This window comes from Pseudomonas sp. JDS28PS106, from assembly GCF_036706555.1.
Taxonomy (GTDB): Bacteria; Pseudomonadota; Gammaproteobacteria; order Pseudomonadales; family Pseudomonadaceae; genus Aquipseudomonas.
In genome coordinates, this window is sequence record NZ_JBAJGT010000005.1 from 366,831 (window position 1) to 389,224 (window position 22,394).

Here is a 22,394-nt window from a genome sequence, read left to right on the forward strand (position 1 = left end):
AGGGGAGCAACAAGATGATCAAACGCAATCTGCTGGTAATGGGGCTCGCAGTCATGCTGAGCGCCTGCGGATTCCAGCTGCGTGGTACTGGCACTAACGAGATGGCTCTCAAGGAGCTGGATGTCAGCGCGCGCAACCTATACGGCGAAACCGTCACCCAGCTGACTCGCACGCTCACCAACTCGGGCGTGAAGGTTTACACCGGCGCGCCTTACAAGCTGGTGCTGGTCAGCGAGAGAGAAGATCAGCGCACTATCAGCACGACCGGCTCAAGCCGTGCGGCCGAATACCTGCTGACCACGACGCTCAAGTACGAAGTTCGCGGCGAGCGTGATCGTCTTTTGACCGGCGACGAGGTCATCGTCGATCAGTCCTACATTCATGACGGCAACAACCTGACCGGCTCCGATCAGGAAGCCTCACGTGCCCGCACTGAAATGCGCAACGAACTGATCCAGCGCACCATGGCTCGCCTGCAACAGCTGACGCCTGCCGGTCTGGAGCAACTGCAAGCCAAGGCCGACGCCGTTGCCAAGGCTGAACAGGACGCGCTGGAAGCGGCTCAGCGAATCCGCGACGAGACTCCGCAACAATCGCCTGTCGAAATCCCGAACAGGTAATCCGGAGGGGCCAGGCAACTGGCCCCGGTATACCCCGCCATGAAACTCGCCCCCGCCCAACTCGACAAACACCTGCAAGGCACGCTCGCGCCAGTGTACGTGATCAGTGGCGATGACCCGTTGTTGTGCCAGGAAGCCGCGGACGCCGTCCGCGGTGCCGCGCGCCGGCAGGGCTTCGACGAGCGCCAGGTCTTCAGCGCCGACGCCAATTTCGATTGGGGATCGCTGTTGCAGGCAGGCGCCAGCATGTCGCTGTTCGCGGAACGTCGCCTGCTGGAGCTGCGCCTGCCGTCCGGCAAGCCCGGCGACAAGGGCGCCGCTGCGCTCATGGAATACTGCTCCCGCCCAGCCGAAGACACCTTGCTGCTGATCAGCTTGCCGAAACTCGATGGCAGCGCTCAGAAGACCAAGTGGGGCAAGGCGCTGATCGAAGGCGCGCAGACTCAGTTCGTGCAGATCTGGCCGGTGGATATCGGTCAGCTTCCGCAATGGATTCGCCAACGCCTGTCCCAGGCGGGGCTGTCGGCCACCCAGGACGCCGTGGAACTGATCGCGGCCCGGGTCGAAGGCAACCTGCTGGCTGCCGCGCAGGAAATCGAAAAGCTCAAGCTGATGGCCGAAGACGGTCAGGTGACCGTCGAAACGGTGCAGGCCGCTGTGGCGGACAGTGCGCGCTTCGATGTCTTCGGCCTGACCGACGCGGTGCTCAACGGCGAAGCGGCGCATGCGCTGCGCATACTCGAAGGGCTGCGCGGCGAAGGGGTCGAAACGCCCGTGATTCTCTGGGCACTGACCCGCGAACTGCGCGCGCTGGCGACCATGTCGTTGCAGTTCAGCCAGGGCATTCCACTGGACAAAATCTTCAGCTCCGCGCGTCCGCCCGTCTGGGACAAGCGCAAGCCGCTGATGAGCAAAGCCTTGAAACGTCATACCGCCAAGCGCTGGAGCCAGCTGCTGCTGGACGCCCAGCGCATCGATGCCCAGATCAAGGGCCAGGCCACCGGATCGCCCTGGAGCAGCCTGAGTCGTCTGGCATTGCTGATGGCCGGGCAGCGGCTGGCGTTGCCTGCGGAATAATCCACCCACACGACGCTCGTAGGAGCCAGCTTGCTGGCGATGGGGCGAATCGCCAGCAAGCTGGCTCCTACAGGTTATGACTCATAGCGGACAACTATTGGACAGTCGCCCATCTTTGCCCGAACATGCGCGTCGCAAACACCAGCCCAGGAGCCTCAGCCATGAGCAAGCCGAAACGGCCCAACAAGGCCAAATCCATCGTCGCCCAGCCATTGTTCCGCAGCCGTCAGGAACGACCCGCCAAAGGCAAGGGCAGCTACCGCCGCGAAGCCTTCCAGTCTAAAAGCTGGGAGGCTTCTTGCTTTCTGGCTGCCTGACATTTCCGCATGTTGACGGGGGCGCTTTCGACCGCTTCGCCGTGTTAAGGTCTATATCTGTCGGTAATCCTCCTGGACCCAAGCATGCCTTTCTGTTTTACCCAGCGCCCGCAGTTGCGCCCTCTCCTTGCCGTTTCCAGCCTCATCCTGCTGGTAGCCTGCGCAGAAAAACCCACTGCCGCTGATGCAACGCCCCTCCAGACCGGCAAGGCACCCGCTGTCGCTCCCGTCGCGGCGCCGACACCAACATTGAATGTCGATGAGAATCTGACGATCCAGCCAGCGATGACTTTCGCCGAATGGCAGACCGGTTTCCGCGCCCAGGCTCTGAAAGCCGGGATCCGGGAGGAGGTATTCGACCGCGCGTTTGCCGGCGTCACGCCGGACATGAGCGTGGTCAAGGCCGACCGCAGCCAGCCGGAATTCAGTCGTCCGGTCTGGGAATATCTGGACGGCGCCATCTCGGCCGCCAGGGTGCGCAAGGGCCAGGCGCTGCTCGCGCAGTATGCCGACGACCTGCAGAAGATCGAGCAGCAGTACGGCGTCGACCGTCAGGCGCTGGTGGCCGTCTGGGGCATGGAAAGCAACTTCGGCGGATTCCAGGGTTCGCAGTCGGTGATTCGCTCGCTGGCGACCTTGGCTTACGAAGGCCGCCGTCCTGGATTCGCTCAAAGTCAGTTGCTGGCGGCACTGGAGATCCTTCAGCAAGGCGACATCACGCCAGACAAGATGCTGGGCTCCTGGGCAGGGGCCATGGGCCAGACGCAATTCATCCCCACCACCTATAACACCCACGCCGTGGACTTCGACGGCGATGGCCGCCGCGACATCTGGAACACGCCGGCGGACGCTCTGGCGTCCACTGCTCACTACCTGCAAAGCTCGGGCTGGCAGCGCGGCCAGCCGTGGGGCTTTGAAGTGGTACTGGCTTCAGGCTTCGACTACTCCCTCGCCGATGCCACGACCCGCAAGAGTCTGGCCGAATGGCAGCAACTGGGCCTGAAGCAGCCGGATGGCTCGGCGATCCCGGTCGCTTCCAGTCAGCAGCAGGCGACATTGCTGCTGCCGGCCGGCTATCGCGGTCCGGCCTTCCTGGTTTTGGATAATTTCCGGGCGATTCTGAAGTACAACAACTCTACGTCCTACGCCTTGGCGATTAGCCTGCTGTCGGATCGTTTCAAGGGCGCGGGCTATGTCGTGGGCAGCTGGCCGCGCTCAGACCTGCCGCTGAGCCGCTCCGAGCGCATCGAGTTGCAGACCCTGTTGTCGTCCCGTCAATACGACGCGGGCGCGCCTGACGGCATCATAGGCGCCAATACACGCAAGGCGATTCGCAGCGCGCAGCAGTCATTCGGCTGGCCTGCGGATGGATATCCCACTCATGAGCTGCTGAACCGGCTGCGTCAGCCGTGACCCCGTAGGAGCCAGCGGGCGGCGATCCATCTTGCTGGCGATAGGGACAATGTGATCAGGCTATCGCCAGCAAGCTGGCTCCTACGGGGGACGGTGTAAAAAAGGGCCGGATATTGCTATCCGGCCCTTTTTTATTTGCTGCGCGTGGCGAAGATCAGACCAGTCCGGCCTTGGCGATCTTGGCCTGTTCGTCAGCGTGGTATGAAGATCGCACCAGCGGGCCGGAGGCGACGTTCTTGAAGCCCATGCGGTAGCCTTCCTCGGCGAACCAGGCGAAGGTGTCGGGGTGCACGAAGCGCTGCACCGGCAGGTGGTTGCGCGACGGTTGCAGGTACTGGCCCAGAGTCAGCATGTCGATGTCGTGCTCGCGCATGCGATGCATGACTTCGATGACCTCGTCATCGGTTTCGCCCAGACCCAGCATCAGACCGGATTTGGTCGGCACGTGCGGCACCATCTGCTTGAAGCGTTGCAGCAGGGTCAGCGACCACTGGTAGTCGGAGCCCGGACGCGCGGCCTTGTACAGGCGCGGCACGGTTTCCAGGTTGTGGTTGAAGACGTCCGGCGGCTCGGCCGCGGTGATTTCCAGCGCCACGTCCATGCGGCCGCGGTAGTCAGGCACCAGGGTTTCCAGCTGAACGCCCGGCGACAGCGCGCGAATCTCGCGGATGCAGTCGGCGAAATGCTGGGCGCCGCCGTCACGCAGGTCGTCACGGTCAACCGAAGTGATGACGACATACTTGAGGCGCAGGTCAGCGATGGCGACTGCGAGGTTCTTCGGCTCATCGGCGTCCAGAGGCTTCGGACGGCCGTGGCCTACGTCGCAGAACGGGCAACGACGGGTGCAGATGTCGCCCATGATCATGAAGGTCGCGGTGCCGCCGGAGAAGCACTCGCCCAGGTTCGGGCAGGACGCTTCTTCGCAGACACTGTGCAGCTTGTGCTTGCGCAGCAGTTGCTTGATGCGGTCGACCTCGGGAGACACCGGAATGCGCACCCGGATCCAGTCCGGCTTCTTGGGCAGTTCGACGGTCGGAATGATCTTTACCGGGATGCGTGCGACTTTCTCCGCACCACGCAGCTTTACGCCGGCTTCGACTTTCGGACGGGCCGCACGCTCGGATACGTCAAGCGTGGGAATCAGGGTTTGCACGGTATCAGTCATGAGAATGTATTCCGCCCGTAAGGGTCGCCTGCTCAGCATAGTCGAGGTGCTTGACGAGCTGCGCGCGCAGCCTCGCACTGACCTCGGAAAATTCTATCTGCCCTGCATGGTCGCGAAGCTGGGTCATTGCCAGCCCGGCATAGCCGCAGGGGTTAATCCGGCGAAACGGCGCCAGGTCCATGTCGACGTTCAACGCCAGTCCATGAAACGAGCAGCCGTTACGAATGCGCAGGCCGAGCGACGCGATCTTCGCGCCGTCGACGTAGACGCCAGGGGCATCGGCCTTGGCCGCGGCCGTTACGCCGTAACTGGCCAGCACGGCGATCAGGGCGTTCTCCATCCGGGTGACCAGATCGCGAACGCCGAAACCGAGGCGCCTGACGTCGAGCATCAGGTACGCCACCAGCTGGCCGGGGCCATGATAGGTTACTTGGCCGCCACGATCGACCTGTACGACAGGAATATCGCCCGGCACCAGCAAATGTTCGGCCTTGCCCGACTGCCCCTGGGTGAACACGGACGGATGCTGGACCAGCCAGATCTCGTCCGCGGTGTCCCGATCGCGCTCGTCGGTGAAGCGCTGCATGGCATGCCAGGCGGGTTCGTAATCGAGCAGGCCCAGATCACGAAAACCCAGAACCTGCGCCATCAAAGCACCATGTGCACGACGCCCGTTGCGCGAAGGGCACTGTTGATGTCGCGCAGCTGGTCCTCGCCGGTGGCGACGATGTGCAGCTGCACGGTGGTGTACTTCCCGTTGCTGCTCTGGCGCTCGGCCAGGGTAGCGAGGTCTACCTTGGCGTGCTTGCTCAGGATTTCGATGACGGCATCGGTGAAGCCCACGCTAGTGTCGCCGATCACCTTGATCGGGTAGTCGTTGCAGGGAAATTCGATTTTGTGCGACTTGACGTCGGTATCTGTCATGGCAGTAAAGGTCTCACAAGCCGTGACGACGGACACGCGGCCCGCTCGAATCTCGAGCGGGCCGCGAGAAGGTCGGCATTGATTACTTAAAGGTCAGTTGAACAAGCCGTAGAAGAACAGGCGAATGCTATCCCACAGGCGGCGGAAAATGCCACCTTCTTCAACGGGCTCCAGCGCGATGAGGTTCGCCGTGTGGACCACCTTGTCTTCCGACTTCACTTCGACCTTGCCGATGACGTCGCCCTGAGCGATTGGCGCGGTGATCTGCGGGTTCATGGTCATGCTGGCGGTCAGCTTCTTCATCTCGCCTTTAGGCATGGTGAGAGTCAGGTCTTGCGCCAGACCCGCCTTGACCTGACGCGCCGTGCCTTTCCAGACTGGCGCCTGGGCCAGTTCGGTGCCCTTTTGGTAGAAGTTCTGGGTTTCGAAGAAGCGGAAGCCGTAGGTCAGCAGCTTCTGGGTTTCCGCCGCGCGAGCCTGTTCGCTGTTGGTGCCGAACACTACCGCGATCAGACGCATGCCGTCACGAACGGCCGAGGACACCATGCAGTAGCCGGCTTCTTCGGTGTGACCGGTCTTCAGACCGTCGACAGTCTTGTCGCGCCACAGCAGCAGGTTGCGGTTGGGCTGCTTGATGCCGTTCCAGAAGAACTCCTTCTGCGAGTAGATCGCGTAGTGAGCCGGGTCTTCGTGGATGATGGCGCGAGCCAGTTTGGCCATGTCATGAGCCGACGAGTAGTGCTCGGGGTTCGGCAGACCGGTCGGGTTCATGAAGTGGCTGTTGGTCAGGCCCAGGTCGGCGGCCGTCTTGTTCATCATGTCGGCGAAGGCGTCTTCGCTGCCGGCGATGTGCTCGGCCACCGCGACGCTGGCGTCGTTGCCGGACTGAATGATGATGCCGTGCAGCAGGTCGCTGACGGTGACCTGGCTGCCCACTTTGATGAACATCCGCGAGCCGCCGGTGCGCCAGGCGTTTTCGCTGACGGTGACCGGATCGTTCTCGCCGATCTGGCCACGACGGATTTCCAGGGTCGCAATGTAGGCCGTCATCAGCTTGGTCAGGCTCGCCGGAGCCAGACGCTGGTCACCGTTGTTCTCGACCAGGACGTTGCCACTGCTGGCATCCATCAGCACGTAGGATTTGGCGGCCAGCTGCGGGGCAGCCGGTGTCATCTGCTCTACGGCCCAGGCGCTCGGGGCGATGATCAGTGGCACAAGCAGGCACAAACGTTTTGCAAAGGTGGTGATGTTCATCCGTCTCTCGAAATTGCTAATGGGCAAACATGCCCTTGCGGGCAAAGCTGAACAGACCGGCGAAGCCTGAGGCTCCGGCACGGCTCATGGCGCCAGGCTCACACCCTGGCTGACAAGATCGCCTGTTCGACACACGACCTTGTGGACGCTCGCCCGCACCGCTTGCTCTGATGGCAAGTACGCGCTGCCGGCGACCGCTGCCGCTTCCCACTGTTGCCGGGAGGCGGCGATTGAACGCACCCGATGCTGCCGGGCGTTTACTGATCCGATGTCACTACGCTGGGCTGGCCGAGGTTGGCCAGCCTGACGCTGTTCTGCAACTGCTGGGCTTCACCCGGCGTGTCGATCGGACCCAGTCTGACGCGATAGAGCGTCTGCTGGTTGCGGGCAATCGAACTCACGAACACAGGCGCTCGCACCATCCCGCTCAGTTTGGATCTCAACAGTTCCGCAGCGTCCGGGTTGGCGAAGGCTCCGACCTGGAGAAACAGCCCAGCGGCTGGTCCTGAAACGTTTTTTTTTGCCTCGACCGGCAGCGGCGCGGCGGGTGCCGCGTGTTGCTGGGGCGGCGGTGTATATTGCTCGACGGTGCCGGTTGACGCCGTGATCGTTGCCGCCTGGGCCTTGGCGACCACCTGCGGCTGATTGAGCAGCAGCGGCGCCGGTTGCCCGCGTTGCGCCCACCATTCCTGGGGATCGATGCCTTCGACCTTGACCCGCGCGGTACCGGTCTCGGCATAGCCGAGCTTCTTGGCCGCCGCGTAGGACAGATCGATGATCCGGTCGGAATAGAATGGCCCCCGGTCGTTTACCCGCAGGATCACGGTGCGGTTGTTGTCCAGGTTGGTGACCTTGACGTAGCTGGGCAGCGGCAGCGTCTTGTGCGCCGCGCTCATGCCGTACAGGTCGTAGACTTCGCCGTTGGCGGTGTTCTGGCCGTGAAACTTGGTGCCGTACCACGACGCAGTGCCCGAAGCGACATAACGCTTGGACTCGCTCATCGGAAAGTAGGTCTTGCCCAGCACGGTATAAGGGTTGGCCTTGTAGGGACCGGTGTGTACGGTCGGCGTCGCGTCGGGAATACGCGATACGTCGACATCCCACCAGGGCGCGCCGTCCTTGTGGGCACGGTTGATATCCAGGCCCGGCGTGGCACGAACCACAGGGCCGGCCTTGCCCGGCTGGGTGGTCCTGGAAGGCGAAGAGCAGCTGGCGACGAGCATCGCCAACCCAGCCAGCGCCAGAATTTTCAAAGTTTTAACCTTCGGCACTGCCCGCATTACTTGACGCCTCGAGCTTGAACCAAGGATTCGGATAGCTGATACACGGCCATGGCGTACATCACACTGCGGTTATAACGGGTGATTGCATAAAAATTGTTCAATCCCAACCAGTATTCGGGGCCGCTCGCCCCTTCCAGGCGAAACGCCGTGACGGGCAAGTCGTCGCGCAGCGCATCATGACTCGCCCACCCCAGCCCTCGCAACTCCCCAACCGACATAACGGGGTCCAGACCGGGGCTCAGACCCTGATCCACCTGCTGACCGCTGGCACTGGCGCGGCTGACGACCTGTTCGCCGGCGACCCAGCCATGACGCTTGAAATAGCTGGCGACACTGCCGATGGCGTCGTCCGGATCGGTCCAGATATTGATATGTCCGTCGCCATCGAAATCGACGGCATAGGCGCGGAAACTGCTGGGCATGAACTGCGGCAGGCCCATCGCGCCCGCGTAGGAACCCTTGAGGGTCAGCGGGTCGAGCTGCTGCTCCCGGGCGAGCAGGAGGAATTCACGCAATTCCTTGCGGAAGAAGTCGGCACGCGGCGGGTAGTCGAAGCCCAGCGTGGACAATGCATCCATGACGCGGAAGTTGCCGGTGTTGCGGCCGAAGAATGTTTCCACGCCGATGATCGACACGATGATCTGCGCCGGGACACCGTATTCCTGCTCGGCTCGGGCCAGGGCGGCCTCGTGCTGGCGCCAGAAATCGACGCCGCGCGCGATGCGGGCGTCAGTGATGAACATCGGCCGATAATCTTTCCATTGCTTGACCCGTTCGGCCGGACGGGAAATCGCATCGAGGATGGGCTGTTTGCGCTCCACTTCACGGAACACGTCCATCAACTGCTCGCCGGCAAAGCCATAGTCGCGGGTCATTTCGCCGACGAACGCTGCAACCTGCGGCGAGCCTTCGTACTCGCCTGCCGCGATCGCTTCCTGCATCGATCCAAGGATGCCCACCAGGCTGACCACCGGTGCATATCGAGCCCAGTTGCGCATTGCTTGCATTGAGTTGTTCACCTTAATCAAACCTGGGCAATCCATTTGCGATGCGTATGGATCGACATCAAAACCCCAAACGCTGACAGCAGCGTCACGAGCGAAGTTCCACCGTAGCTAATGAAGGGCAGGGGCACGCCCACTACTGGCAGCAGACCGCTGACCATGCCGATGTTGACGAAGACGTAGACGAAGAACGTCATGGTCAGCGCGCCGGCGAGCAGCTTGCCGAACAGCGTCTGCGCCTGAGCGGTGATGACCAGCCCACGTCCGATCAGCAGTAGATAGATGATCAGCAGCGCGCAGATGCCCACCAGGCCGAATTCCTCGCCCAGTACCGCGATAATGAAGTCGGTATGGCTCTCGGGCAGAAAGTCGAGGTGCGACTGGGTGCCCAGCAGCCAGCCCTTGCCGAAAACGCCGCCCGAGCCGATCGCTGCCTTGGACTGGATGATGTTCCAGCCGGTGCCGAGCGGATCGCTTTCCGGATCGAGGAAGGTCAGCACGCGCTGCTTCTGATAGTCGTGCATGAAGAAGAACCACATCGCGACCGCTGCGGGCACGGCGGCGGCCAGCACGCTGAGAATCCAGCGCCAGCGCAGGCCGGCCATGAACAGCACGAAGGCGCCGGAGGCGAGAATCAGCAGCGAGGTGCCGAGATCCGGCTGACGGACGATCAGGATGAACGGCACACCGATCAGCGCCAGGCTGACGGCGACGTGCTTGAGGTCCGGTGGCAAAGTGCGCTTGGACAGATACCAGGCGATGGTCGCCGGCATGATGATCTTGAGGAATTCCGAGGGCTGGAAGCGGATGACCCCCGGAATGTTGATCCAGCGGGTGGCACCCATGGCGTTATGACCCATGACGTCCACGACGACCAGCAACAGCACGCCGATCACATACAGCACTGGCACCCAGCGCGCCATGAAACGCGGCTCGAACTGGGCGATCACGACCATGGCCACCATGCCGATACCGAACGAACTGGCCTGTTTGATGAGCAGGTCCCAGTTCTTGCCGCTGGCCGAATACAGCACGAACAGGCTGCCGGCGGCCAGGGTGAGCAACAGGATCAACAGCGGGCCGTCGATGTGGATGCGCTGCAGGAAGGTGGCGCGGCGGCGCATCACGTCTTCGCTGGACAGGACGCGGTCAAAACTACTCTTCACGGGCCGCAGCCTCCAGATTCCGGGAGCTGGCGTACTCAGGCTTGAGCACGCCGTTTTCATCGAGCAGCCAGGCGTCCAGGACCTGACGAACCACAGGCGCCGCGACGCCGGAACCGGACTCGCCGTTCTCGACCATGACGGACACCACTATCTTGGGGTTGTCGGCCGGCGCAAAGCCGACGAACAAGGCGTGGTCGCGGTGACGCTCCTGAACCTTGGTACGATCGTATTTCTCGCCCTGCTTGATGGCGACGACCTGTGCGGTCCCGCTCTTGCCCGCAATGCGATATTGCGCGCCGATCGAAGCCTTGCGCGCCGTGCCGCGCGCGCCATGCATCACTTCCTGCATGCCGTGATTGACCCGCGCCCAGTTCGCCGGGTCGCGCAGAACGATATCAGGCATGGGGTTCTCGTCCACCGGCGCCTTGCCTTCGATGGTCTTGGCCAGATGCGGACGATTCCACTTGCCCTTGTTCGCCACCAGTGCCGTGGCCTGAGCCAGTTGCAGCGGCGTGGCCTGCATATAGCCCTGGCCGATCCCGAGAATCAGGGTTTCGCCAGGGAACCAGGCCTGACGGCGGGTTGCCCGCTTCCAGTCCCGCGACGGCATCAGGCCCGGGGACTCTTCGAACATGTCCAGCGACACCTTCTGGCCCAGCCCGAACTGATTCATGTAGGCGGCCAGCCGGTCGATGCCCAGCTTGTGCGCCAGATCGTAGAAGTAGGTGTCGTTGGAGCGCATGATCGCGGTATCGAGGTCGACCCAGCCGTCGCCGCTGCGGTTCCAGTTGCGGTACTTGTGGTCATAGTTGGGCAACTGATAGAAACCGGGGTCGAACACCCGAGAACCGGGTGTCACCACACCGGCATCCAGCCCGGCGATGGCCACCGCTGGCTTGATGGTCGAACCCGGCGGATACAGGCCGCGCAAGATGCGGTTGAACAGCGGCCGGTCGATGGAATCGCGCAGTTCGGCGTAAGCCTTGAAGCTGATGCCGGTCACGAACAGGTTCGGGTCGAAGCTCGGCGCGCTGACCATTGCCAGCACTTCGCCAGTCGCCGGGTCGAGCGCCACGACCGCGCCACGCCGCCCGCCCAGGGCCGCTTCGGCAGCTTCCTGCAACTTGATGTCCAGGCTCAGGACGATGTCCTTGCCAGGCACCGGGTCGGTGCGCTTGAGCACCCGCAATACCCGGCCTCGGGCATTGGTTTCGACTTCCTCATAGCCGACCTGACCATGCAGCTCCGACTCGTAGAAGCGCTCGATGCCGGTCTTGCCGATATGGTGAGTGCCGCTGTAGTTCACCGGATCGAGGGTCTTGAGTTCTTTCTCGTTGATGCGCCCCATGTAGCCCACCGAGTGCGCGAAGTGCGGACCCTGCGGGTAATGACGCACCAGCTGGGCCACCACTTCCACACCGGGAAGGCGGAACTGATTGACGGCGATCAGGGCGATCTGTTCTTCGGTCAGCTCGAACAGAATCGGCACCGGTTCGAATGGCCGACGCCCTTGTTTCATGCGCTTTTCGAAGATCACCCGGTCGTCCGGCGTGAGCTGCAGCACCTCGACAATGGTGTCGAGCACCTTGGACCACTCCCCGGAACGTTCACGGGTCACGCTCAGGCTGAAGCTGGGCCGGTTGTCGGCGACCACGACGCCATTGCGGTCGAAGATCAGCCCCCGGCTCGGCGGAATCGGCTGGACGTGAACCCGGTTATTCTCGGAGAGGGTGGAATGGTAGTCGTACTGGATGACCTGCAGCAGGTACAGCCGGGCAATCAGCACGCACACCAGAAACATGATCGCCACCGCACCGACCACGACCCGTCCGCGCACCAGGCGGGCGTCTTTCTCGTGGTCTTTGAGACGGATCGGTTGAGACATTTAGGCCGTGTTCACAATAAAGGCGGTGCTACTTGTGATAAGGGTGCCCGGACAGGACCGTCCAGGCGCGATACATCTGTTCGCCAATGAGGATGCGCACCAGCGGGTGCGGCAGCGTCAGGGGCGACAACGACCAGCGTTGCTCGCTGCGGGCGCAGACTTCCGGCGCCAGCCCCTCGGGACCGCCGACCATCAGATTGACGGTGCGCGCATCCAGCCGCCAGCGGTCGAGCTCGACCGCCAGTTGCTCGGTACTCCAAGGCTTGCCGTGCACTTCGAGGGTGACGATCCGCTCGCCTGGCTGAACCTTGGCCAGCATGGCTTCGCCTTCCTGACGGATCAGGCGCGCCACGTCGGCGTTCTTGCCGCGGGTATTGAGCGGAATTTCCACAAGCTCCAGGGCAAGCTCGGGCGGCAGACGCTTGGCATACTCATGCCAACCCTCTTCCACCCATTTAGGCATGCGTGAACCAACGGCGATCAGACGCAAACGCACAGTGATGCCTTATTCGTGGCCCGGAGTATGGTGCGCGGCGCTGGCAGCGCGACTTTGCTCGGCGCCCTGCCACAGACGCTCCAGGTCATAGAACTGACGCGCGGCGGCGGTCATCACGTGAACCAGGACGTCGCCCAGGTCCAGCAGAACCCAGTCGCTGTCGCCCTTGCCTTCTTCGCTGAGCGGCATCAGGCCGGCGGCCTTGACCTTCTCGCGAACGTTGTCGACCAGCGCGTTCAGCTGGCGGTTGGAGGTACCGGTGCAGATCAGCATGTAATCGGCGATGCTGGTCTTGTCACGCACGTCGATGGCGAGGATATCGGTACCTTTGACGTCTTCCAGCGCGGCGGTTGCCAGCGCGACGACTTCTTCACTGCTCATTTTTTGCTTGGTCATAAGAAACTCATTCAACTCATAGTGTGGAAACGCCCAAACGCTTGTCTATCGAAGCTGTTTCAGGGCGCTCCATCGGTGTTCGACGCACGATAGAACCCGTGCGCTTCGATGTAGGCCAGTACTGCGTCCGGCACCAGAAAACGTACCGACTTGCCGCTGGCCAGCAGCTGTCGGATCTGGGTGGCAGACACCGACAAGGGCGTCTGCCAGACGAATGTAATCTTGCCCGCCGGCCCGTTCAGGGCCTTGGGATCGCTGACGGCGCGCGCCGCCAGCAGGTTTCGCAGAGCGTCCGGCGACTCGCTGTCGGCGTCCGGTCGCTGCAGTACCACAATGTGGCAATGGTCCAGCAGTTCTTCCCACCGGTGCCAGCCCGGCAGGCCGCAGAATGCGTCCCAACCCAGCAGCAGAAACAGCTGATTGTCCGTGCCCAGCTCGGCGCGCATCGATTCGAGTGTATCGATGGTATACGAAGGCTTGTCGCGCTTCAGCTCACGATCGTCGACAGTCAGTGGCGACACGCCCGCCACCGCGCATTCCACCATCGCCAGGCGGTCCAGCGCGGTCACACCGGGCAGATCGCGATGCGGCGGCCGGGCGCTGGGCGTCAGGCGCAACTCGTCGAGTTCGAGCAATTCGGCGACTTCGAGCGCACCGCGCAGGTGGCCGATGTGCACCGGATCGAAGGTCCCCCCGAGGATGCCGATACGTCTGGGCATCGCGGCGACAGGCTTGCTCAAGTCAGGCTTGCCCGCGCAACTGACCGTCGCCGATCACGATGTATTTCTCGCACGTCAGACCTTCCAGCCCGACCGGACCCCGCGCGTGCAGCTTGTCGGTGGAAATCCCGATTTCGGCACCGAGCCCGTACTCGAACCCGTCGGCGAAACAGGTCGGCGCGTTGACCATGACCGAACTGGAATCCACTTCGGCCATGAAGCGACGAATCTGACCCTGATGGTCGGAAACGATGGCGTCGCTGTGATGCGAACCGTAATGGTTGATGTGCTCGATGGCCTGCTCCAGGCCGGTGACCACGCGAATCGACAGGATCGCCGCCAGATACTCGGTGTGCCAGTCTTCCTCGGTGGCCGGAACAGCGTCGATCAGCTCACGGGTACGCTCGCAGCCGCGCAGCTCGACACCTTTCTCGCGCAAGCGGGCAGCCATCGGCGGCAGGAAGTCCGCGGCGGCCGTCTGGTCCACCAGCAGGGTTTCCATGGCCCCGCAGATGCCGTAACGATAAGTCTTGGCGTTGAAGGCGATGTCCTGCGCTTTGGCCAGATCCGCGTGAGCGCTGACGTAGACGTGGCAGATACCGTCCAGATGCTTGATGACCGGCACCCGCGCGTCGCGGCTGACGCGCTCGATCAGACCTTTGCCGCCACGCGGAACGATGACATCCACATACTCGGGCATGGTGATCAGCGCGCCGACGGCGGCGCGGTCCGTGGTCTCGACGACCTGTACGACGGCAGCGGGCAACCCGGCTTCGGCCAGGCCGCGCTCGATGCAGGCGGCAATCGCCCGGTTCGAATGAATGGCTTCGGAACCGCCACGCAGGATGGTCGCATTGCCCGACTTCAGGCAGAGACTGGCCGCATCGATGGTCACGTTCGGTCGCGACTCGTAAATGATGCCGACTACGCCGAGCGGCACGCGCATCTTGCCGACCTGAATGCCGGACGGCCGATAGCTCATGTCGCGGATCGCTCCGACCGGGTCCGGCAGACTGGCGACCTGACGCAACCCGACGATCATGCCGTCAATGCGCGCGGGGGTCAGGGCCAGGCGTTCGAGCATCGCCGCTTCGAGACCGTTGGCGCGGCCGTTGGCCAGGTCCAGCTCGTTGGCGGCGGTCAGTTCGTCACGCGCGGCATCCAGCGCGGCGGCGGCGGCCAGCAGCGCGCGATTTTTCTGCGCTGTACTGGCACGACCGATCACCCGCGATGCTTCGCGAGCGGCGCGGCCCAGGCGGGTCATGTAGTCAAGAACGGACTCGGTCATGGTCTCAGAAGTCTTGGCAGAGAAGAAAGCGGCCGATTATAGCGGTCACGGCGTCCGAACGACAGCGCGGACGGGCAGATGGTCGACAGAATCTACGGGCTTAAGGCTTGTGTGGGAGGGAGCTTGCTCGCGACCGCGGATGATCAGACACAGAAAAGGCGACTGGCACTCTGCGGTCGCGAGCAAGCTCCCTCCCACATATCGCGCAACGCACCCGTTTCCCTGATTGTCACGCCCGGAAACAACTGAACGCCCCGCCGCGACACATTCAGCTGCAATTAACCCGGCGCTTGCTATGATCGGCGGCCTGTTCCCACAGTTGGTCCAGCCTCATGCATTCAGCCCTTCCCGACAGTTTTTTCCACCGCGACGCCCAGACCCTTGCCCGCGATCTGCTGGGCAAGGTGCTGCGCCACAAGGTTGGCGAGTTCTGGCTCGCGGCCCGCATCATCGAGACCGAGGCCTATTACCAGGCCGAAAAAGGCAGTCATTCGTCGCTGGGCTATACCGAAAAGCGCAAGGCGCTGTTTCTGGAGGGCGGTCACATCTACATGTACTACGCACGCGGTGGCGATTCGATCAATTTCAGTGCCGAGGGACCGGGTAATGCGGTCCTGATCAAGTCGGGTTTTCCCTGGGTCGATGAGCTGAGCGACGAAAACGCACTGGCACGGATGCAGTTGAACAATCCCGACGCCAGCGGCGGCATTCGCCCGCCGGAGCGGCTTTGCGCGGGGCAGACGCTGTTGTGCAAGGCGCTGGGCCTGAAGGTGCCAATGTGGGACGCCAAGCGGTTCGACCCGCTCAGACTGCGGGTCGAGGACGTGGGCCAGACCCCGCAGCGCATTATCCAGACCACCCGACTGGGCATCCCGACGGGCCGGGACGAACATCTGCTCTACCGTTTCGTCGATGCCGATTATGCCCGCTTCTGCACGCGGAACCCCCTGAGGCGCGGTCAGGTCGAAGGCCGCGATTATCTACTGCTCGAACAAGGAAGCTGACACATGGGCGAATGGCTCTCTGGCATGACCGACTGGCTGGCCGCCAACCCCTCCTGGGTAGCGGTTGCGATTTTTGTGGTGGCCTTTGTCGAATGCGTCGCCATCGTCGGGATCATCGTGCCGGGCACGGTCGTCATGTTCGCCATCGCGGCGCTGGCCGGCAGCGGCATCCTGCCCTTGGGCGAAGTGCTGCTTCTGGGGTTTCTGGGCGGCTTGCTCGGCGACGCCGTGTCCTATGCGATCGGCAGACGATTCCACCAGAACATCCGCCAACTGCCCGGCCTGCGCACTCACCCGGAATGGATGACCGGCGCCGAAGCCTATTTCCATCGCTATGGCATCGCCAGCCTGCTGGTCGGGCGCTTCATCGGCCCGCTGCGGCCCATGCTGCCGATGATCGCGGGAATGTGCGACATGCCGCTGCCGCGCTTCATCGGGGTCAGCCTGATCGCTGCCGCCGGCTGGTCGATCGTCTACCTGATGCCCGGCTGGGCGGCGGGCGCGGCGATCCGTCTGCCGTTGCCGGAAGGTTTCTGGACCGAAGCCGCCGTGGTCGGCGCGGGCCTGGCGCTGCTGTTCGGCCTGAGCATTCAGAGCAGCATGCGCAAAAAGCGCTACGCGACCAAGGTCATCGCCGTGCTCAGCCTGATCCTGCTGACCGCGTTGTTCCTTGGCTGGCCGTACCTGAACGACTTCGATCAGGGGCTGATGACGCTGGTGCAGGAGCATCGCAGCGAGGCCGCGCAGAACATCGTGATCCTGATCACCAGCATCGGCGACTTCAAGGCTCAGTTGCTGGCGGCCTGCGTGCTGGTTCTGGCGTTGCTGATCGCCCGTCAGTGGCGGCATGCCGCGTTCGCGCTGGCGACGACCCTGGGTACGGCAGTGGCCAACGGTACGCTCAAGGCGCTGTTCGCCCGGACTCGCCCCGAAGTGCTGGTCGAACCCTTGACCACCTTCAGCATGCCCAGCGGCCATAGTTCAGCGGCGTTCGCGCTGTTCATGAGCCTGGCGGTGCTGGCCGGACGCGGGCAACCCGTGCGGCTGCGCCTGACCTGGATGCTGCTGGGGGGAATTCCGGCGCTGGCGATTGCCCTGTCGCGGGTGTACTTGGGGGTGCACTGGCCGACCGACATCCTGGCGGGCATGATGCTGGCGTTCTGTGTCTGCGCCACCAGCCTTGCGCTGATCCAGTACCGACAGCCACTGCCTGCGATGTCGACCAAGGTCTGGTGGCTGGTGGTGCCGGCGCTGACCGCGTTGCTGGGCACCTTTGCGGTGAATGCTCTATCCCACGCCGTATTGCGTTATCAATACTGATCAGGCCTGGAGATCGCCCTGCATCTCGTCGAGCAGCTCCTGGATGGCATCCAGGCGCTCCTCGGGATCATCGATTTCCAGCAGGTCGATCTTGTCCTGCTCGGTGAACGGCAGCAGATACGCCAGCTGATTCGAGAGTGACTGCTGGCCTTGCGCCGAGACGCCCATGTTCAGCGACGCCACCATGGGGTGCTCGGCCAGTGCTTCGAGCAATGCGACCAGATCCGCGTCCTCTTCCTGCAACGGGCGCTCCTCCCAGTCTTCCAGCCACTGCACGCGAGCGACCAGCAACTGGTCGCGCTGGACCTCGGTTTCCAGCACGTGAAAGCGTCGCCCACCCACTACGCGGATACCCAGCAGGCCGTTGTCCTGCTGCTGAAAGTCACGGACCAGCGCTTCGCAACCGATCATCGAATGGCCGGCCGGGACCACGCCCACTTCACTGCCCTCGGTGATGCACACCACGCCAAACCCCGTACCCTGCTTCATGCAGCGGCCGATCATGTCCAGATAGCGTGCCTCGAAAAGCTGCAAGTCGAGCACACACCCCGGAAACAGCACAGCGTTGAGCGGAAACAGAGGCAACATCATAAAAAATCATCCTTAAACGGTCAGAGACACAGCCAGCGGCAGAAACAGCGCGGTCGCCACGCCCATGAGGCTCATCGCCAGCGCAGCGAACGCCCCCGCCTCTTCACCTTCATGCAACGCGACAGAGGTGCCCACCGCGTGCGCGGTCAACCCCAGCGCCATGCCGCGGGCCGCCTGATGGCGCACACCCGCCAGGTTCAACAGCGTCGGCCCGAAGATGGCGCCGAACACGCCGGTAATCAGGACGAACACGGCTGCCAGAGCCGCGACCCCGCCTATCTGCTGAGCTACCAGCATGGCAATCGGCGTGGTCACGGACTTCGGCGCCATGGTCATCAGGATCATGTGATCGGCCCCGAGCAGCGTGCCCAGCCCCACGCAAAGGCCCGTGGCAAACACTCCGCCAATCACCAGCGTAGTCAAGGTCGGCCACAGCAACTGACGAATGCGTCGCAGATTCAGATAAAGCGGCACGGCCAGGGCAACGGTCGCCGGCCCCAGTAGAATGCCAAGAATGGCGGTACTGCTGCGATATTCCACGTAATCGATGCCACAGGTCAGCAAGATCGCGATAACCACCAGCATCGAGACCAGCACCGGTTGCAGGAACAGCCAGCGAGTCCGTTCGTAAGCGGCAATGGCGAGCTGATAGGCACCGAGGGTGATGGCGATGCCGAACAGCGGGTGATGAACGACCGATGCCCAGGCCCCCTGCCAGTCTGGATTCATGTGCGCTCCTCACGGCGTGCCTGCCGGTCGATGAGTTTCTGCATCAGCCAGCCGGCGAAGGTCACCGACAGCATCAGCGAGAGCGCCAGAGTGCCGAAGATGGCCCAGAAATCTTCGACGAGGGCCGAGACCCAGACCATCACCCCCACCGCCGGCGGCACCAGCAGCAGAGGCAGATAACGCAGCAAACTTCCGGCAGCGACGCTGACCGGCTCGCTCACCTCGCCGCGCCACATCAGATACCCCATCAACAGCACAAGACCGATGATCGGCCCCGGCAGCATCGACAGGAAAAGATGGTTGAGCGCCGTTCCCAGCAATTGGAACAGCACCAGCCATGTCAGGCCTCTTAGCAACATGAGAACTCCAGCGCAATGAACGTCCCGGACGAATCCAGCGCGCATTATAAACACGCTGCGCAAAAGGCCATGCAGACGCATTTCGTCCGGGCGCCGCGCTTGACCAACCGCCGACCCTCTGCTGATCTTCAGGTCGCCCGGGCGCGCCCGGGTATGAAATACGATCACATGACAAGGAGAGTGATATGCCTTTTGTACCTGTTACAGAGCTTACGCAGTACGTTGGCAAGGAACTGGGACGTTCCGAATGGCTGACCATCGACCAGGAACGCATCAATCTGTTCGCCGAAGCCACCGGTGATTTCCAGTTCATCCACGTCGATCCCGAGCGCGCGGCGCAGACGCCTTTCGGCGGGACTATCGCGCACGGCTTTCTGTCGCTGTCGCTGATCCCCAAGTTGATGGAGGATCTGCTGGTATTGCCTGAAGGCTTGAAGATGGTCGTCAACTATGGGCTGGACAACGTGCGTTTCGTGCAGCCGGTGAAGGTCGATTCCCGGGTGCGACTGAAGGTCGAGCTGAACGAAGTGACCGAAAAGAAACCGGGGCAATGGCTGCTCAAGGCAATCGCCACGCTGGAAATCGAGGGCGAAGAACGACCGGCATTCGTTGCCGAACCATTGTCCATGTGTTTTATCTGAGACACTTCGGGGCGAAACAGTCGTAACTGACTGTTTCGCCCCGCTGACCGGCTGCGGCATACTTTCGCGGCTGGTTCCCCCGCGAGGCGGGAACGCACCACGCCTGAATCAACTTTCCCTCGAGATCCCGAATGCGCGCGCTCGCTCCGCTGGCTCTTACACTCCTGCTCGCCGGTTGCGGCGACGGTGAATCCCTGCTGCCTCCCGATGGTCTGCTGGCAGATGGCGGACGCTATCGTGGCGATCTGGTCAACGGTCTGTTGCAAGGCGAAGGCCGGATCGATTATCCCGACGGCAGCTGGTATGCCGGTGAATTCGAGCGCGGGCAGCGGCAAGGTCGCGGCGAATGGCATGCCGACAACGGCGATGTCTACGTTGGTGGTTTCGAGAACGGCCTGTACCACGGCCAGGGCAAGCTGACGACGCGTGGCGGCAGCAGTTATGTGGGTGGTTTTGCCCACGGCCGGCGTGAAGGTGAAGGCACGTTCAAGGAAAAAGGCATGGTGTATCGCGGCCAGTTCAAGAACGGCCTGTATCACGGTGCGGGACGACTGGAACTGGCCGATGGCAGTAATCACCAGGGCCAGTTCGCCAACGGCCTGCCCAATGGCGAAGGGGTGCGCACCGACACCAATGGCAACCAGTACAGCGGTCGATTCGTCAACGGCCAGCTGCAGGGCAACGGCAGTTTCAGCAGCCCGGACGGCGATCAGTACGTGGGCGGCTTTCGCGACAACCAGATCGATGGCAAGGGTCGCTACGAAAACAGCGACGGCGATGTCTGGAGCGGCGAATTCAAGGAAGGCGCCCTGACCGGCCGGGGCGAGCTGATCGGTGCCGACGGCAGCCGTTATCAGGGCCGCTTCGTCAACGGGCGATTCACGGGCGAGGGCCGCCTTCAACTGGCTGACGGCAGTCATTATGAAGGCGGTTTCGCCAACGACACTTATCAGGGCGCCGGCACCCTGACACTGGCTGATGGCAGCGTTCAGAAAGGCACCTGGATCAATGGCCAGCGTGTGCGTGATGCCGACGGCAGATTGCTGCCCGACCCGCTGGAAACCGGGCTGCTCGCCCAGGGCGCCTTGCTGGACAAGGCCTTGCAGGCAGTACCTGCCTCGACGCCTGCCACCGAACTGTACAGCCTGGTGGTCGCTGGGGATGGCAAGCAAAGCGTGTTCCTGCGCGAAGCGGATTACGTCACTCGCCTGCTGGCGACCCGATTCGGCGCTCACGGTCAGATCACCCTGGCCAATCACCGGGACCATATGAATGACCGGCCCCTGGCGACCCGGGAGACGATTCAGCGTGCGGCGCAGACGCTGGCACAACGCACCGGGCCTGAAGATCTCATCTTCATCTACCTGACCAGCCACGGGACAGCGGAGCATGAGCTGGTGCTCGAACAGCCGCGCCTGTCACTCGCCGATCTGCCGGCCGACGCCCTCGTCGACGCGCTCGCGCCGCTGAAGAACCGGGACAAGATCATCGTGATTTCAGCCTGCTATTCCGGCGGCTTCATCCCTGGCCTCAAGGATGACCGCACGTTGGTAATGACGGCCTCGCGCGCTGACCGGGTGTCGTTCGGTTGCTCGGAAGAAGCTGACTTCACTTATTTTGGCGATGCACTATTCGGCAGGGCATTGGTCGAAAGCGATGACTTGCAGCAGGCTTTCGCCAGCGCCAGCGAATATGTGGCACAACGAGAGGCCGAAGATGAATTCGAAGCCTCCGAGCCTCAGATCTGGGCGCCCGACGCGGTCCTGGCCCGCTGGCAGATGTTGCGCAAAAATCAGGCTGAGCGCGCGCTGAATACGACGTTGACTCGCAAGGAAGCGAAGTCCTCGACCAGCCGCTAGGCTGTTCAGTATCAAGAGGGTGTTTACACAATCGGCGAGCGAAGGCAAGACAAGGCGAAATCGGTCGAAAAAGCGGAGTTTACAAGGAGTAAATGAGCATTTTGAGACCGATTTCAACGCAGTATTGCCGAGCGTAGCCATTGTGTAGACACCCTCTCAAGGGAGAAACACTATGTACCTGACGCCGCAACACATCCTGCTCGCTGGGGCTACGGGATTGACGGGCGAGCATCTGCTCGACCGTCTGCTCAACGAACCGACCGTCAGCCGTGTGCTGGCGCCCACCCGCCGCCCGCTGGCGGAACATCCTCATCTGGAAAATCCGGTTGGCGACCTTCACGGCCTGTTGCCCGCACTGGGCGGGCAGGTCGATATCGCCTTCTGCTGCCTGGGCAGCACAATCAAGCAGGCCGGTTCGCAGGAGGCGTTCAAGGCTGTGGATCTGGATCTGGTGGTGGCGTTTGCCAAGCGCGCCCGCGAGCTGGGCGCCCGTCATCTGCTGGTGATCAGCGCGGTCAACGCCGACACGGAGTCCAGCGTTTTCTATAGCCGCGTCAAAGGTGAAATGGAACAGGCACTGCGCGCTCAGGACTGGCCGCAACTGACCATCGCGCGTCCGTCCCTGCTGGTGGGCAATCGCCCCGAAACCCGCTGGGCCGAGCAACTGGCGGCGCCGATCGCCAAGTTGATACCTGGAAAATACGGCGCCATCGAAGCCTGTCAACTGGCCCGCGCCATGTGGCGCCTGGCGTTGGAGGAACAGGATGGCGTGCGGGTGGTGGAGTCGGATGAGTTGAGGAGATTGGGTAAGTAGGAGCGACGACCTGGCTGCGTTGCCTGATTTGCTGCCGCCTTGCGGCAGATCGCGGATAAATCCGCTCCTA

The 22,394-nt window shown here is 62.7% G+C and carries 24 protein-coding genes; 9 read left to right on the top strand and 15 right to left on the bottom strand.

Features of this window, described 5'->3' with window-relative positions:
* Window positions 1-14 precede the first annotated feature (14 nt).
* The 4 genes from TRP66_RS11040 to TRP66_RS11055 all read left to right on the top strand — a co-directional run bounded on the left by TRP66_RS11040 (window position 15) and on the right by TRP66_RS11055 (window position 3,427).
* On the top strand, window positions 15-620 hold the full coding sequence (locus tag TRP66_RS11040; protein ID WP_333401690.1) for an LPS-assembly lipoprotein LptE: 606 nt from the start codon (window positions 15-17) through the stop codon (window positions 618-620).
* Between the two features lie 39 nt (window positions 621-659).
* Entirely contained in the window at window positions 660-1,697 is a 1,038-nt protein-coding gene (holA, locus tag TRP66_RS11045; protein ID WP_333401691.1) for a DNA polymerase III subunit delta, read from the top strand.
* 161 nt (window positions 1,698-1,858) lie between these two features.
* Window positions 1,859-2,014, top strand: a complete 156-nt coding sequence (gene arfA, locus TRP66_RS11050) for an alternative ribosome rescue factor ArfA (protein WP_125831790.1) — start codon at window positions 1,859-1,861, stop codon at window positions 2,012-2,014.
* 84 nt (window positions 2,015-2,098) lie between these two features.
* Window positions 2,099-3,427, top strand: coding sequence for a lytic murein transglycosylase (locus tag TRP66_RS11055; protein ID WP_333401692.1), 1,329 nt, complete (start codon window positions 2,099-2,101; stop codon window positions 3,425-3,427).
* A gap of 154 nt (window positions 3,428-3,581) precedes the next feature.
* On the opposite strand, the gene lipA is transcribed toward TRP66_RS11055, so the two are convergent.
* From lipA to TRP66_RS11115, 12 genes are all read right to left on the bottom strand, one after another.
* Entirely contained in the window at window positions 3,582-4,592 is a 1,011-nt protein-coding gene (gene lipA, locus TRP66_RS11060) for a lipoyl synthase (RefSeq protein ID WP_333401693.1), read from the bottom strand.
* The gene (lipB, locus tag TRP66_RS11065) at window positions 4,585-5,241 is read right to left on the bottom strand and encodes a lipoyl(octanoyl) transferase LipB (RefSeq protein WP_333401694.1); all 657 of its coding nucleotides are present in this window, start codon (window positions 5,239-5,241) and stop codon (window positions 4,585-4,587) included. The genes lipA and lipB overlap by 8 nt, the downstream gene beginning before the upstream one ends.
* The gene (locus TRP66_RS11070; RefSeq protein ID WP_333401695.1) at window positions 5,241-5,516 is read right to left on the bottom strand and encodes a DUF493 domain-containing protein; all 276 of its coding nucleotides are present in this window, start codon (window positions 5,514-5,516) and stop codon (window positions 5,241-5,243) included. Before TRP66_RS11070 ends, lipB begins: the two co-directional genes overlap by 1 nt.
* Window positions 5,517-5,609: 93 nt before the next feature.
* Window positions 5,610-6,770: a D-alanyl-D-alanine carboxypeptidase family protein gene (locus TRP66_RS11075; protein ID WP_333401696.1), complete on the bottom strand. Its 1,161-nt coding sequence runs from the start codon at window positions 6,768-6,770 to the stop codon at window positions 5,610-5,612.
* 257 nt (window positions 6,771-7,027) lie between these two features.
* On the bottom strand, window positions 7,028-8,050 hold the full coding sequence (locus TRP66_RS11080; protein WP_333401697.1) for a septal ring lytic transglycosylase RlpA family protein: 1,023 nt from the start codon (window positions 8,048-8,050) through the stop codon (window positions 7,028-7,030).
* Entirely contained in the window at window positions 8,050-9,060 is a 1,011-nt protein-coding gene (gene mltB, locus TRP66_RS11085; protein ID WP_333401698.1) for a lytic murein transglycosylase B, read from the bottom strand. The genes TRP66_RS11080 and mltB overlap by 1 nt, the downstream gene beginning before the upstream one ends.
* Before the next feature lie 17 nt (window positions 9,061-9,077).
* Window positions 9,078-10,181 carry a rod shape-determining protein RodA gene (gene rodA / locus TRP66_RS11090; protein ID WP_333401763.1) on the bottom strand — a complete coding sequence of 368 codons (1,104 nt, stop codon included), beginning with the start codon at window positions 10,179-10,181 and terminating at the stop codon, window positions 9,078-9,080.
* A gap of 31 nt (window positions 10,182-10,212) precedes the next feature.
* On the bottom strand, window positions 10,213-12,108 hold the full coding sequence (gene mrdA, locus TRP66_RS11095) for a penicillin-binding protein 2 (RefSeq protein ID WP_333401699.1): 1,896 nt from the start codon (window positions 12,106-12,108) through the stop codon (window positions 10,213-10,215).
* Window positions 12,109-12,136: 28 nt separating this feature from the next.
* On the bottom strand, window positions 12,137-12,604 hold the full coding sequence (rlmH, locus tag TRP66_RS11100; protein WP_333401700.1) for a 23S rRNA (pseudouridine(1915)-N(3))-methyltransferase RlmH: 468 nt from the start codon (window positions 12,602-12,604) through the stop codon (window positions 12,137-12,139).
* 9 nt (window positions 12,605-12,613) lie between these two features.
* On the bottom strand, window positions 12,614-13,000 hold the full coding sequence (rsfS, locus tag TRP66_RS11105) for a ribosome silencing factor (RefSeq protein WP_333401701.1): 387 nt from the start codon (window positions 12,998-13,000) through the stop codon (window positions 12,614-12,616).
* Between the two features lie 59 nt (window positions 13,001-13,059).
* Complete coding sequence (gene nadD, locus TRP66_RS11110) at window positions 13,060-13,719, bottom strand: nicotinate-nucleotide adenylyltransferase (protein WP_333401764.1); 660 nt, start codon at window positions 13,717-13,719, stop codon at window positions 13,060-13,062.
* A 22-nt stretch (window positions 13,720-13,741) separates the two neighbouring features.
* Complete coding sequence (locus TRP66_RS11115; protein ID WP_333401702.1) at window positions 13,742-15,007, bottom strand: glutamate-5-semialdehyde dehydrogenase; 1,266 nt, start codon at window positions 15,005-15,007, stop codon at window positions 13,742-13,744.
* A 332-nt stretch (window positions 15,008-15,339) separates the two neighbouring features.
* Here TRP66_RS11115 and TRP66_RS11120 point away from each other — a divergent pair, with 332 nt between their 5' ends.
* Both TRP66_RS11120 and TRP66_RS11125 read left to right on the top strand, forming a co-directional pair.
* Window positions 15,340-16,011 (top strand): DNA-3-methyladenine glycosylase, encoded by a 672-nt coding sequence (locus TRP66_RS11120; RefSeq protein ID WP_333401703.1) that lies wholly within the window; start codon window positions 15,340-15,342, stop codon window positions 16,009-16,011.
* A gap of 3 nt (window positions 16,012-16,014) precedes the next feature.
* The gene (locus TRP66_RS11125) at window positions 16,015-17,331 is read left to right on the top strand and encodes a bifunctional DedA family/phosphatase PAP2 family protein (RefSeq protein WP_333401704.1); all 1,317 of its coding nucleotides are present in this window, start codon (window positions 16,015-16,017) and stop codon (window positions 17,329-17,331) included.
* Here TRP66_RS11125 and TRP66_RS11130 read toward each other — a convergent pair whose 3' ends face one another.
* The 3 genes from TRP66_RS11130 to TRP66_RS11140 are packed head-to-tail and all read right to left on the bottom strand — an operon-like array spanning window position 17,332 to window position 19,010.
* Window positions 17,332-17,922, bottom strand: coding sequence for an LON peptidase substrate-binding domain-containing protein (locus tag TRP66_RS11130; RefSeq protein ID WP_333401705.1), 591 nt, complete (start codon window positions 17,920-17,922; stop codon window positions 17,332-17,334).
* Window positions 17,923-17,934: 12 nt separating this feature from the next.
* Window positions 17,935-18,651, bottom strand: a complete 717-nt coding sequence (locus tag TRP66_RS11135; protein WP_333401706.1) for an LrgB family protein — start codon at window positions 18,649-18,651, stop codon at window positions 17,935-17,937.
* On the bottom strand, window positions 18,648-19,010 hold the full coding sequence (locus tag TRP66_RS11140; protein ID WP_333401707.1) for a CidA/LrgA family protein: 363 nt from the start codon (window positions 19,008-19,010) through the stop codon (window positions 18,648-18,650). Before TRP66_RS11140 ends, TRP66_RS11135 begins: the two co-directional genes overlap by 4 nt.
* 185 nt (window positions 19,011-19,195) lie before the next feature.
* Here TRP66_RS11140 and TRP66_RS11145 point away from each other — a divergent pair, with 185 nt between their 5' ends.
* The 3 genes from TRP66_RS11145 to TRP66_RS11155 all read left to right on the top strand — a co-directional run bounded on the left by TRP66_RS11145 (window position 19,196) and on the right by TRP66_RS11155 (window position 22,324).
* The gene (locus TRP66_RS11145) at window positions 19,196-19,651 is read left to right on the top strand and encodes a MaoC family dehydratase (protein ID WP_333401708.1); all 456 of its coding nucleotides are present in this window, start codon (window positions 19,196-19,198) and stop codon (window positions 19,649-19,651) included.
* 131 nt (window positions 19,652-19,782) lie between these two features.
* The gene (locus TRP66_RS11150; protein WP_333401709.1) at window positions 19,783-21,510 is read left to right on the top strand and encodes a C13 family peptidase; all 1,728 of its coding nucleotides are present in this window, start codon (window positions 19,783-19,785) and stop codon (window positions 21,508-21,510) included.
* A 172-nt stretch (window positions 21,511-21,682) separates the two neighbouring features.
* Window positions 21,683-22,324, top strand: a complete 642-nt coding sequence (locus TRP66_RS11155; RefSeq protein WP_333401710.1) for an oxidoreductase — start codon at window positions 21,683-21,685, stop codon at window positions 22,322-22,324.
* Window positions 22,325-22,394 lie beyond the last annotated feature (70 nt).